We start from the raw sequence: 11,602 nt of genomic DNA on the forward strand, positions 1-11,602 counted from the left end.
GCATGCGGGAATATGCGTCCGCCGGATCATGGCCTATCTGTCCGACGCCTGCCAGCGCGGATTGATCCATGGTTCCTGGTTGGAGGGCGCCAGCGGCGAGCGTCCGAGAATGTGGTCGGCGGCCTTCTCGCCGGTCATGATCGACGGCGCGTTGAGATTGCCATTGGTGACGCGCGGGAAGATCGAGGAATCGGCGACCCGCAGCCCGTCGACGCCGATGACGCGGCATTCCGGGTCGACGACGCTCATCGCATCGTCGGCACGGCCCATCTTGCAGGTGCCGCAAGGGTGATACGCGCTTTCGGCGTGGTCGCGGATGAAGGCGTCGAGCTCGTCATCCGATTGCAAATGTGAACCCGGCGACAGCTCCTTGCCGCGGTAAGGATCGAAGGCCGCTTGCCCGAAGATCTCACGGGTCAGCCGGATGCAGTGGCGGAACTCCGTCCAGTCGTCCGGATGCGACATGTAGTTGAAGCGGATCACCGGCTTCGATTTGGGATCGGGCGAGCGCAGCGTGACCGAACCGCGCGACTTCGACCGCATCGGCCCGACATGCGCCTGGAAGCCATGCGCCTTCGCCGCCGCCTTGCCATCATAGCGGACCGCCGCCGGGATGAAGTGATACTGGATGTCGGGATAGTCGACGCCGGCGCGCGAGCGCACGAAGGCGGCCGCCTCGAAATGATTGGTAGCGCCGAGGCCGGACTTGAAGAACAGCCACTGCGCCCCGATCAATGCCTTCGAGAACGGGTTCAGCACCGAGTTCAGGGTGATCGGCTTTGTCGATTCCTGCTGAATGTAGAGCTCCATATGGTCCTGCAAATTGCGGCCGACGCCGGGCCGGTCGGCGATCACCGGAATGCCGTTCTCTCTGAGGTGCTGGCCGGGGCCGATGCCGGACAGCATCAGGATTTTGGGCGAATTGATCGAGGACGCGGCAACGATCACCTCACGCCGGGCTCTGACCACCTGAACCTGTTTGCGCGTTTCGATCTCGACGCCGATGGCGCGTTGATTCTCGATGATCACCCGTCGGGCGAAGCCCTTGACCAGGCTGACATTTTTCCGCCTGAGTGCCGGCCTGAGATAGGCGCTCGCCGCCGACCAGCGACGCCCGCCGCGAATGGTCTGCTCCATCGGCCCAAAGCCTTCCTGCTTCGCGCCGTTGTAATCATCGGTCAGCTCGAAACCGGCCTGACGGCCTGCCTCGACAAAGACGCCGTAGAGCGGATTGGTCCGCGAGCCGCGCTGTACGGTCAGCGGGCCGCCGTGGCCGCGCCAGCCATTCTCGCCGCCATTGCTGTCCTCCATGCGCTTGAAATAGGGGAGCACGTCGGCAAAGCCCCAGCCGGCCGCGCCCTGTTCGGCCCAATGGTCAAAATCGCGGGCGTGGCCGCGCACATAGACCATGCCGTTGATTGAGGATGAGCCGCCGATGACCTTGCCGCGCGGCGTCGCCAGCACGCGGCCGCCGAGATGCGGCTCCGGTTCGCTGGCAAAGCCCCAGTCGTAGAGGCTCATATTGAGCGGTATCGATAGCGCCGATGGCATCTGGATCAGCGGCCCGATATCGCTGCCGCCATATTCGATGACGATCACCGAATGCTTGCCGTCCTCCGACAGCCGGTAGGCCATGGCCGAACCGGCCGAGCCGGAGCCGATGATGACGAAATCCGCTTCAAACATGGGTCATGTGCGCCATGAAATCGGCGAGCGAGACGTTGCCGCCAGTTGCGATCACGAGAACGGTCTTGCCGATTACGTCGACCTTGCCGCTGAGCAACGCCGCCAGCGAGGCAGCGCCGGATGGCTCAAGCACCAGCTTCATCCGCTCGAAGGCGATGCGCATCGCCCGCCGCACCGACACATCGTCGACAGTTATGCCGCGAACGCCGGCGGCCTTCACCGCTGCGAACGGCGCGTCGCCGGGCCGCCGCGACATCAGCCCGTCGCAGATCGATTTCGGCCCGGCCGGCATCGTCTCGATGGCGCCATGCGCCAGCGACGCGCCCATGCCGTTGAAACCTTCCGGCTCGACGCCGATGATCTCGGTCGCCGGCGATAGATAGTGGAAGGCCAGCGAAACCCCACCGATCAGCCCGCCGCCGCCGACCGAGCAGAACAACAGATCGGACTCCGCTCCCATTGCGGCGAGCTGGTCGAGCGCTTCCAGTCCGGCGCCGGCCTGGCCGGCGACGATCTCCGGATCGTCGAACGGGTGCAGCAGCGCCAGGTTCTCGCTCTCGGCGATCTCGCGCGCCTTGGCAGCGGCGACCTCCTCACGCGCGCGCTCGCCATGGTCGGTCAGCACGACGCGCGCGCCATAGCCTGATGTGGCGTCGCGCTTGGCGGCAGGTACGTCGATCGGCATGACGATGGTGACGGGAATGCCGAGCGCTTGGCCGGCGGCCGCCAGCCCTTGCGCGAAATTGCCGGAGGAATAGGCGACGACGCCCTTTTTGGCTTCATCGGGCGACAGTCGCTTCAGCCGCCAATAGGCGCCGCGCACCTTGAACGAGCCGGCCCATTGCAGCGATTCCGGCTTGACGAAGACCCGGGCAGCGCCGGTCTCGCCGGCGAGTGCCGCCGATTCCAGCAGCGGCGTGATCTGCGTCGCCTTGGAGGTGACGGCATAGGCCTGCCTGAGATGGTCGAGCGACGGGACGAGACTGTCGGCCATCATTCGCCTCGCGGAAAGCGCTTCTGCTCTTCGAGCAGGTCGAGGTTCATGTGGTTGCGCATGTAGCGTTCCGACGCCTTCTGCAGCGGCTGGAATTCCCAGGGATAATGGGTGCCGTTGCGCAGCGCCGGGTAGACCACCCAGCGGCGGGCTTGGCTTGCACGCACCGCGGCATCGAACGCCGCCATGTCCCAGCGCGCCCGCACCTTGTCGGTGAAAGCGCTCACCAAAGCCGCATTGGCCGGATCGACGGCGAGATTGGTCAATTCCCGCGGATCCGATTCCAGATCAAACAGTTGCGGCGGATCGATCTCGCAATGGATGAATTTGTAGCGACCCTCGCGCATCGCCGCCATCGGCGCGTTGGAGCCTTCGGCAGCATATTCCATCAGCACCGGCGCGGAGCGTTTCTTTCCGTTCAGCAGCGGCAGCAACGACTGGCCGTCGGTCCACGGCGCAATCGCACTGATGTCGATGCCGGCGAGGCCGCAAAGCGTCGGCGTCACGTCGAGGTTGGAGACCGGCGTGTCGATCAGGCCGGCGGCGATGCCGTTGCCGGCGATCATCAGCGGCACCCGCGCCGAACCTTCGAAGAAGCACATCTTGAACCACAGACCGCGCTCGCCGAGCATGTCGCCGTGATCCGAGCAGAACAGGATGATCGTATCGTCGAGCATGTGCGTGTGGTCGAGCACCGACAGCAATTCGCCGAGCTTGTCGTCGAGATAGGAGATGTTGGCGAAGTAGCCGCGCCGCGCGCGGCGGACCTGCTCCGCCGTGATCTCAAAGCTGTCATAGTCGCTGGCGCGGTAGAGCCGCTGCGAATGCGGATCCTGCCTGTCGTAGGGAATAAAGCCGATCTCGGGCTCGAGCGCCGGGCAATCCTCGTAGAGATCCCAGTAGCGCCGCCGCGCGACGTACGGGTCGTGCGGGTGGGTGAAGGAAACCGTCAGGCACCAGGGCCGGCGCGCCACATCGTCGGAGACGCGGGCGAAATCGTAGAGCTTTTGCACCGCGTGGAAGGCGACCTCGTCGTCATATTCCAGCTGGTTGGTGATCTCGGCGACGCCGGCGCCGCTCACTGAACCCAGATTGTGATACCACCAGTCGATTCGCTCGCCGGGCTTGCGATAGTCCGGCGTCCAGCCGAAATCGGCCGGATAGATGTCGGTGGTCAGCCGTTCCTCGAAGCCGTGCAACTGGTCCGGACCGACGAAATGCATCTTGCCGGAGAGGCAGGTGTGATAACCGGCGGCGCGCAGATGATGCGCAAAGGTCGGGATCGAGGACGCGAATTCGGCGGCGTTGTCATAGACCCCGGTGCGTGACGGCAATTGGCCGCTCATGAATGCGGCCCGGCCCGGCGCGCAGAGCGGCGATGCGGTGTAATTGTTGCAAAAACGCGCCGAACGCGCGGCGAGCGCCTTCAGATGCGGTGCGTGCAGGAAGTCCGCCGGCCCGTCTGGAAACAGCGTTCCGTTGAGCTGATCGACCATGACGATCAGGATGTTGGGTCGCTTGGATGTCACTGCTGCTGCCGTCCGCTGAGTTTAGTTTCGAGATAGTCCTCGACCAGTGCGATCGCGGTCGCGGCATCGGGAACGCCGTCCTTCAGCGCGCGCCTGATAAAGAGCCCGTCGATCAGCGCCGCCGTCGCTTCGGCAACCCGGTCGGCCTCGCTTCTCGGCAGGATGCCGCTCAGCCCACTGAGCAGATTGGAATGCAGCCGCCGCGCATAGACCTTGAGCAGCCGGCGAAGTGCTGCCGACTTCTGCGCCTCGACATAGAAGGCGAGCCAGGCGGCGATCGTTTCCGGCCGGAACTGGATATCAGAGAAATTGACCGCGACCACTGCCGAGACGCGCTGGCGCGCCGTGCCGGCCGCGCGAAGCGCGCGGCGCGTATCGGCGGTGAGCTCGCTCAGGATGTGCCGCATCGTCGCCAATAGCAATTCGTCCTTGGCGCCGAAATAATGGTGGGCAAGCGCCGAGGACACGCCGGCGCGCCCGGCGATTTCCGACATCGTCACATCAAGCGAACCACGCTCGCCGATCGCCGAGATCGTTGCGTCAATGAGCGCCCTGCGGCGCAACGGCTCCATTCCGAGTTTCGGCATACTTGCTCCGGCCTGTTGTGACGAGATTATTTTTTATTGACGCATCAATCAACAAAAAATTCAGCCTGATTTGCTGGCAAAAGCCAGACATTATGACCAGATATCAAGATCAAGCGATTGTGCGGTTCTGGCCCCTTCACGAAGTCGGAGGAACGGTTCATGGTTGAACAATGCCGAGCCGCTGCGACATCGCGTAGCCGGGCCTGCAGGATGGAGATCGCCATGACAGCATGCATCGTCGGTTGGGCGCATTCGCGCTTCGGCAAACTCGAAGGCGAGACGCTGGAGGGCCTGATCACCAAGGTGGCAGTCGAGGCGCTTGATCATGCCGGCATCGGTCCAGATGAGGTCGACGAGATCGTGCTCGGCCACTTCAACGCTGGGTTTTCCGCCCAGGATTTCACCGCGAGCCTGGTTCTCCAGGCCGACGACCGGCTGCGCTTCAAACCGGCGACCCGCGTCGAGAACGCCTGCGCCACCGGCTCGGCGGCAGTCAGGCAAGGCATCCGCGCCATCGACGCCAATGCCGCCCGTATCGTGCTGGTGGTCGGCGCCGAGCAGATGACGACGACGCCTGGTCCGGAGATCGGCAAGAACCTGCTCAAGGCCTCGTATCTGCCGGAGGACGGCGAAACGCCGGCAGGCTTCGCCGGCGTCTTCGGCAAGATCGCCCAAGCCTATTTCCAGCGCTACGGCGACCAGTCGGACGCGCTGGCGATGATCGCCGCCAAGAACCACAAGAACGGCGTCGACAACCCCTATGCGCAAATGCGCAAGGATTTCGGCTACGAGTTCTGCCGCCAGGAAAGCGAAAAAAACCCCTTCGTCGCCGGCCCGCTGAAGCGCACCGACTGCTCGCTGGTGTCGGACGGCGCCGCCGCCCTTGTCCTCGCCGACACGGCGACGGCGCTGAAAATGCGCCGCGCCGTCGCGTTCCGCGCCAACGAGCATGTGCAGGATTTCCTGCCGATGTCGAAGCGCGACATCCTCGCCTTCGAAGGCTGCGAGCAGGCCTGGAACCAGGCGCTGAAGAAAGCGGGCGTGACGCTCGGCGACCTGTCCTTCGTCGAGACGCACGACTGTTTCACCATCGCCGAACTGATCGAGTATGAGGCGATGGGCCTGGCCAAGCCGGGCGAGGGCGCCAAGCTGGCCTTGGATGGCGAGACGGCGAAGGACGGAAGGCTGCCGGTCAATCCGTCCGGCGGGCTGAAGGCCAAGGGCCATCCGATCGGCGCCACCGGCGTATCGATGCATGTGCTGAGCGCCATGCAACTTGTCGGCGAGGCCGGCGGCATCCAGGTGCCGGGAGCAAAGCTCGGCGGCGTCTTCAACATGGGCGGCGCGGCGGTCGCCAACTACGTTTCCATTCTCGACCGGATCAGATAAAAGCGGCCCCGCATTTCACGGGGAATTCATGACAAATCCGGTTCTGGTCGAAGTTTTGCGCGGCGCGATCATCGAGAGCGCCCATCGTGGCGCTGTTGCCGTCTTCGACGCCGACGGCAAGCCCGTCTGGGAGATCGGCGACACGGCACACCCGGTGTTCCCGCGTTCGGCGGTCAAGGCGATTCAGGCGTTGCCGCTGGTCGAGAGCGGTGCCGCCGATTCCTACGGCTTCGGCGACCGGGAACTGGCGCTGGCCTGCGCCTCGCATTCCGGCGAGCCGGCGCATGTCGAGCTGGCGCGCGCCATGTTGGCGAAAGCCGGCCTCGACGACACCGCGCTCGAATGCGGCGCGCATTGGCCGTCGAACCACGGGGCGACGCTGGCGCTCGCGCGCGCCGGCCGTGCGCCGAACGCCTTGCACAATAATTGTTCCGGCAAGCACTCGGGCTTTCTCTGCACCTGCGTTCACAGCGGCATCGCTCATCGCGGCTACGTTAAGGCGGGCCATGCCTCGCAGGAGATGGTGCGCGACGCGATGCAGGCAGTGACCGGCGCCGCCCATGACGCCGATCACCGTGGCACCGACGGCTGCTCGATCCCGACCTATGCCGTGCCTCTCCGCAGTTTCGCGCTTGGCTTTGCCCGCATGGCGACGGGCGCCGGCTTCGAGCCGGTGCGCGCCCGGGCGGCCAAGCGGCTGCTTTCCGCCTGCATGGCCGAGCCGTTTTTCGTCGCCGGTACGGGCAGGGCGGATGTCGCGCTGATGGCGGCCGCCTCCGGCCGGATTTTCGCCAAGGGAGGGGCCGAGGGCGTCCATTGTGCCGCCCTTCCGGAGCTTGGCCTTGGCATCGCGCTGAAATGCGATGATGGCGCTGGCCGTGCCGCCGAAGTGGTGGTCGCGGCCGTGCTGGCAAAGCTTTTGCACGCGGACCAGGCGCTGGCGGCAAAGCTGATCGAACAAGCAAATCCGCCCATCGAAAGCCGGATCGGCGCCAAAGTAGGCGCGCTCCGGCCCACCGCCGCACTCAACTGACGTGGTTGCGCTCGACGGTCAGATGCGCATAGCCGGCATTGCCTGAGGCGGCGAGGTCGCCGGTCACCGGCTCGGCCCAGCGCTGGCCGATGATCGCGCCCTTATGGACCCCGTCGATGACATTGTCCGAAATGATTGCCGTCCCGGCACCTTCGACCACGGTGACGACGATGCCGGTTCCGGCTTTGCGGATGATATTTCCCGTCGCGATCACGTTGCGCATGAATGGTCCCCAGCCGATCTGCATGCCGTAGAGCGGCGCATTCTCGACGACATTGGCGGAAACGGTGGTGTCCGCCTCGACGCTGATGCCGACGCCGAAACCGGGCGCGTCGGCAGGGTAGGGACCGCTGGTCGCCAGGTTGCGGACGATGTTGCCGGAGCACACGCCCATGCGGCCGCCTTCGTTGAAATTGACGATCGAAATACCATTGGCGGCGCCATCGACGATGTTGTTGCTGATGACGGCGCCTTCAAACGAGAATTCGGAATACACGGCCGTCTCGCCCGAACGCGAGCAGGTGTTGCCGGTGATCTGCAAATTGCTGGAACTGTTGGCGCGGATCGCCGAGAACGCGCAATCCGAGACAATATTACCGGAGATGATGACATTGCCGGCGCGGAACGCATTGATGCCGTTGCCGTTCTGGCCGGTTCCGCCACTGCGCGCCTGGATGCGCTCGATCCGGTTGCCGCTGACGATGGTGCCGTCTTCGTCCGCCTGCCAGCGGTGCACGAGAATGCCACCATTGGCGCAGTCGGAGACGCTATTGCCTGATATTTCCAGGCCATTGGCCTCGACCGAATAGATGCCGGCGTCGGCTGCGCGGGAAATCTCCGAGCGCTCGATGCGGCCCGAGGCGTGCTCGAGCGCCAGGCCGTTCTTGCCGCTGCCGGTAAGCTGGCAATTGTCGACGACCAGATGGGCGATGCGGCGCAGATCGAGCAGGCCTTGCGTGTAGTCGCCCATCCAGCGGTTGCTGCCGTCGAACACCAGCCCGCTGAGTTCGATGTGCTCCGCCTGTTCCGCCATGATGAGATGGCCATTGCCGCCGTAGACGATCCGCGATGCGCCCGGCACGCCGGACAGGCGCACGCGGCCGGGCAGCGACAGGTTGGAAACGATATAGGTCCCCGGCGGCAGGAACACCGGCATGTCGCGGTCGTGCGCATCGCGCAGCAGCTTGGCGAAAGTCTTGCTCTGGTCGTCAAGCGCGCCGGGCCGGACGCCGAGCTCGGTTGCGTTGATCGCCCCGCGCATCGCGGCTTTCTCGATGCCGGGCAGGTTTTTCGCCGCTGCTTTCCCGAGCGAAAGCCCCATGACCGCAAAGCCGGCGGTCTGCGCAAGCAGCGTTCTTCTGTTCAACATCGGCACAGATCCATTGCGTTCAACGGTCACGCGGCAGGATTCGTGCCAGACTAGCCCGGTCGAACTCGTGGTGAAAACCTGAAGCTTGCTCGCCAAGACGGAATATCGCTTGCGCCCTTCTGTGGGCGATCAAACGAAGCCCCTTTTGGCCTCTATTCGATCCTCGTCGGTTCAGCGAACACCGCATTTATCCCGTTGAAGGCAAGTTGCCGGAATGTCTGGTCGATCTCCGTGGGGGACAGCTTCGTATCCCTCTCAAGCCACCAGTGCATCACTTCAAAGAACGCGCCAACGATGAAGCGTGTGGCGATCTCAAGTCTGGCTCCGCCGTCATCACCTTGGATATTCGCCAATTCGTGGCGAACCTGCTTGCTTATCCAGCCACGGATCTCTTCTGGCATTTCGCGCTTTTTCCCGCCCATCAGCGCACGGTGCATCTCCCGCGTGGCATGAGCATGCTCGAACACCGGACCGCTGAAGGAAAAACCCTTGGCATTTCTCTGCGAATGGCGTTCGGCACCGCGTGCCTGCAAGCCCTTCATATGCTCGTCGATCGTTGCTTTCCTCAAGCAGTCCTTGTCGGGATAGTGCGTATAGAAAGTCGAGCGGCCGACATCGGCGTCCCTGCAGATGTCCTCGACCGTGATCGCCGTATACCCCTTCTCGGCGGTCAGTCTGAAAAGCGCCTGCTGCAGTCGGCTGCGGGTCCTGGCGATCCGACGGTCGATCGATCCGGCTGGCATCGGCAACATCCTTTTTCCGGTCATAGGACACCAAACCGTCCAGTATTGGGCGGACCGGTGCGATCTGGCCAGTGAAACCGATACTGGACACACTGTCCAGTATCATATGCTGTTGCGAAAGTCCCAGCGCGGGGCCGGCTGGCAGGAGATAAAGCAATGCACCAACGGCTTTTTGGAACAATAGTTGGCGGGCATGCGCTAGTCGCGCTCGTCAAAGTGGCCGTGGTGCTTGCGGCATTTTTCTCGTTGGGACAGGCAAATGCGGTCTTTTCCTTGGGAATTCCCGTCCTTCTGCTTCATGCTGGTGTACTCGTCGTGATCGCAAGCCTATTGATTTGGCAAAGCGCTCACGGGCGGCTGTCCGCCAAGGTCCGCAGACCGGCCGCCGCAGACGAGAAGGCGCCGCATGTCGGCATCACGCTTCATTCCGCCGCCCTATACGACACGCTCGCGTGGCTTCTGACTTTCGGCCGCGAACGTACTTTTCGCGAAAGGATACTAAGCTTTGCCAAGCTGAAACCGGGAGAAGTGGTCCTGGATGTCGGGTGCGGCACCGGCACCACCGCGCTCCTCGCCAGACAGAAGGTGGGGCCGGAGGGGCGTGTGAACGGCGTCGACGCCTCCGTCGAAATGGTTGCGCGCGCAGCGGCAAAGGCCCGGCGAGCCGGGTTACAAGTCGGGTTCTCGACCGCCACCGCTCAGGAACTGCCTTTCAAGGATGGGGAATTCGATGTCGTCCTCAGCACGCTGATGTTCCACCATCTTCCAAAGAAAGGCCGCGAGGAATTCGGCAGAGAAGCCTTCCGCGTCCTGAAGCCGGGCGGTCGTGTGCTTATCGTCGATTTTGCAAAACCGCCACGCCAGAGGAGCACCTTTCGGCTCCACCGGCATGGTTACGTCGATTTGGACAAAGTTGCAGCGGATCTCGGCCGGCACGGCTTCAATACCGTTGAGCGAGGCGACGTCGGAACCAAGGGGCTCCGTTATCTAATAGCGCAACCGGACCTTAGCCTTGCGGCCCTCGGCGCGCGATAGGTATGTCAAGTTGGGGCATTCGCATGGTCCGCTTTCCACCCCCAAGCAACTGTCTAATCTCGGGTGTTGAGCTCAGATCTTCACCACTAGGCTCTTCTTCAGCAATGGCTTGTGGAGTTGCCATTCCGAGCCTAAGTTCATCGGATGAGCAGGGCTTTCACCCGCGAGGAAGACAGCGAAAACGCCATCGCCGGCATCGGCGAGCGGCCGATCAGTCAGCACCGCAATCTTGTGACGGAACGCGGCCTGACGCTGATCGACGCCGAACTGGCTGCCCTGCGCGATGAACTGGGCAGAGCGGAGAAGAGGGCCGACCGCGAGCGCATCGCGCTCATCTCGCGCGACCTGCGCTATTGGACCGCGCGACGCGAAAGCGCCGAGCTTTCCGTGCCGGAGCCGGGTAGCGACCTTATTCGCTTCGGCATGGGCGTCACGCTGGAAAGCGATGACGGCAAAAAGGTACATTGGAAGATCGTCGGCGAGGATGAGGCCGATCCGGCCAAGGGCACAATTTCCCATGTTTCGCCGATGGCCTTGGCCTTGTACGGCAAGAGGGTCGGCGAAATTGCCGTGGTCAACGGCAAGGAGTGGGAAATCGTCAAGCTGACTGCCAGTTAGGCCTCGATCTTGACGACATGGTCGCGGAAGAACGCCGCGGCACCAGCCTCGTCGATCTCGCCGGCGGCAACGCCCATGACGAATTCGTAGATCGTGCCGTTGTCAGCCGTCAGGGCATTACCGTTAACGATCAGAAATGCGCCAGCCGCGACAATGGCGGTGCGCTTGTTGCCGTCGACAAAGGCGTGGTTCCGGGCGATGCCGAAGACGTAGGCAGCAGCGAGATCTTCAATCGACGGATCTCCGTAGTTGGCCTTGTTCTCGGCGCGGGCGAGCGCCGATTCGAGGGCATTTTCATCCCTCAAGCCTTGTGCTCCGCCGTGTCGGCGCAACTGCTCGGCGTGCATCGCTTCGACTGCACGCCGCGTCAGAAACTCACAGCTCATTCGGCGAGCTTCTGAAGCGCGATCTTGTATTTGTCCATGACCTCGCGGGCAGCTTTCATTTGCCGCTCGAAGCTATCGTCCACCGGCTTCAGCGCAAGACCGTCACCTGTTTCAATGATTTGAAGCTGGTCGCCGGCCTTCAGGTTCAGACGATCGAGAAGCTCCCTCGGCAGGATGACGCCTTCGGAATTGCCGATCTTGCGAATGGTCGTGTTCATGGTGAGACATCCTGT

13 protein-coding genes are annotated in these 11,602 nt (G+C 63.4%); 4 read left to right on the plus strand and 9 right to left on the minus strand.

Annotated features, from left to right (window positions below; translation table 11 throughout):
* Positions 1 to 33 precede the first annotated feature (33 nt).
* Genes betA through NKJ94_RS13645 form a run of 5 tightly spaced genes read right to left on the minus strand, consistent with a single transcriptional unit; the run spans position 34 to position 5,020 of the window.
* Positions 34 to 1,686 (minus strand): choline dehydrogenase, encoded by a 1,653-nt coding sequence (betA, locus tag NKJ94_RS13625; protein WP_352525614.1) that lies wholly within the window; start codon positions 1,684 to 1,686, stop codon positions 34 to 36.
* Positions 1,679 to 2,680: a threonine/serine dehydratase family protein gene (locus tag NKJ94_RS13630; RefSeq protein ID WP_502896002.1), complete on the minus strand. Its 1,002-nt coding sequence runs from the start codon at positions 2,678 to 2,680 to the stop codon at positions 1,679 to 1,681. Before NKJ94_RS13630 ends, betA begins: the two co-directional genes overlap by 8 nt.
* Entirely contained in the window at positions 2,680 to 4,209 is a 1,530-nt protein-coding gene (gene betC, locus NKJ94_RS13635) for a choline-sulfatase (RefSeq protein WP_352525616.1), read from the minus strand. Before betC ends, NKJ94_RS13630 begins: the two co-directional genes overlap by 1 nt.
* Positions 4,206 to 4,796 (minus strand): choline-binding transcriptional repressor BetI, encoded by a 591-nt coding sequence (gene betI, locus NKJ94_RS13640; protein WP_352525617.1) that lies wholly within the window; start codon positions 4,794 to 4,796, stop codon positions 4,206 to 4,208. Before betI ends, betC begins: the two co-directional genes overlap by 4 nt.
* Positions 4,797 to 4,840: 44 nt before the next feature.
* Entirely contained in the window at positions 4,841 to 5,020 is a 180-nt protein-coding gene (locus NKJ94_RS13645) for a hypothetical protein (protein ID WP_352525618.1), read from the minus strand.
* Here NKJ94_RS13645 and NKJ94_RS13650 point away from each other — a divergent pair.
* On the plus strand, positions 5,019 to 6,185 hold the full coding sequence (locus NKJ94_RS13650; RefSeq protein ID WP_352525619.1) for an acetyl-CoA acetyltransferase: 1,167 nt from the start codon (positions 5,019 to 5,021) through the stop codon (positions 6,183 to 6,185). The two genes, NKJ94_RS13645 and NKJ94_RS13650, sit on opposite strands and share 2 nt — an antisense overlap.
* Positions 6,186 to 6,213: 28 nt before the next feature.
* The gene (locus NKJ94_RS13655; RefSeq protein WP_352525620.1) at positions 6,214 to 7,218 is read left to right on the plus strand and encodes an asparaginase; all 1,005 of its coding nucleotides are present in this window, start codon (positions 6,214 to 6,216) and stop codon (positions 7,216 to 7,218) included.
* On the opposite strand, the gene NKJ94_RS13660 is transcribed toward NKJ94_RS13655, so the two are convergent.
* A complete protein-coding gene (locus tag NKJ94_RS13660) occupies positions 7,211 to 8,587 on the minus strand; it encodes a TIGR03808 family TAT-translocated repetitive protein (protein WP_352525621.1) in 1,377 nt (458 codons plus the stop codon). The genes NKJ94_RS13655 and NKJ94_RS13660 overlap by 8 nt on opposite strands.
* Before the next feature lie 152 nt (positions 8,588 to 8,739).
* Positions 8,740 to 9,330, minus strand: coding sequence for a TetR/AcrR family transcriptional regulator (locus NKJ94_RS13665; protein WP_352525622.1), 591 nt, complete (start codon positions 9,328 to 9,330; stop codon positions 8,740 to 8,742).
* Positions 9,331 to 9,486: 156 nt separating this feature from the next.
* Here NKJ94_RS13665 and NKJ94_RS13670 point away from each other — a divergent pair, with 156 nt between their 5' ends.
* Both NKJ94_RS13670 and NKJ94_RS13675 read left to right on the plus strand, forming a co-directional pair.
* Positions 9,487 to 10,365, plus strand: coding sequence for a class I SAM-dependent methyltransferase (locus NKJ94_RS13670; protein ID WP_352525624.1), 879 nt, complete (start codon positions 9,487 to 9,489; stop codon positions 10,363 to 10,365).
* A 144-nt stretch (positions 10,366 to 10,509) separates the two neighbouring features.
* Complete coding sequence (locus NKJ94_RS13675; protein WP_352525626.1) at positions 10,510 to 10,983, plus strand: GreA/GreB family elongation factor; 474 nt, start codon at positions 10,510 to 10,512, stop codon at positions 10,981 to 10,983.
* Here the strand turns inward: NKJ94_RS13675 and NKJ94_RS13680 are convergent.
* Both NKJ94_RS13680 and NKJ94_RS13685 read right to left on the minus strand, forming a co-directional pair.
* Positions 10,980 to 11,369 carry a type II toxin-antitoxin system death-on-curing family toxin gene (locus tag NKJ94_RS13680; RefSeq protein ID WP_352525627.1) on the minus strand — a complete coding sequence of 130 codons (390 nt, stop codon included), beginning with the start codon at positions 11,367 to 11,369 and terminating at the stop codon, positions 10,980 to 10,982. The two genes, NKJ94_RS13675 and NKJ94_RS13680, sit on opposite strands and share 4 nt — an antisense overlap.
* A complete protein-coding gene (locus NKJ94_RS13685; RefSeq protein WP_352525628.1) occupies positions 11,366 to 11,587 on the minus strand; it encodes an AbrB/MazE/SpoVT family DNA-binding domain-containing protein in 222 nt (73 codons plus the stop codon). Before NKJ94_RS13685 ends, NKJ94_RS13680 begins: the two co-directional genes overlap by 4 nt.
* Positions 11,588 to 11,602 lie beyond the last annotated feature (15 nt).

Origin of the sequence: Mesorhizobium sp. M0060 (genome assembly GCF_040323155.1) — a bacterium.
GTDB lineage: Bacteria > Pseudomonadota > Alphaproteobacteria > Rhizobiales > Rhizobiaceae > Mesorhizobium.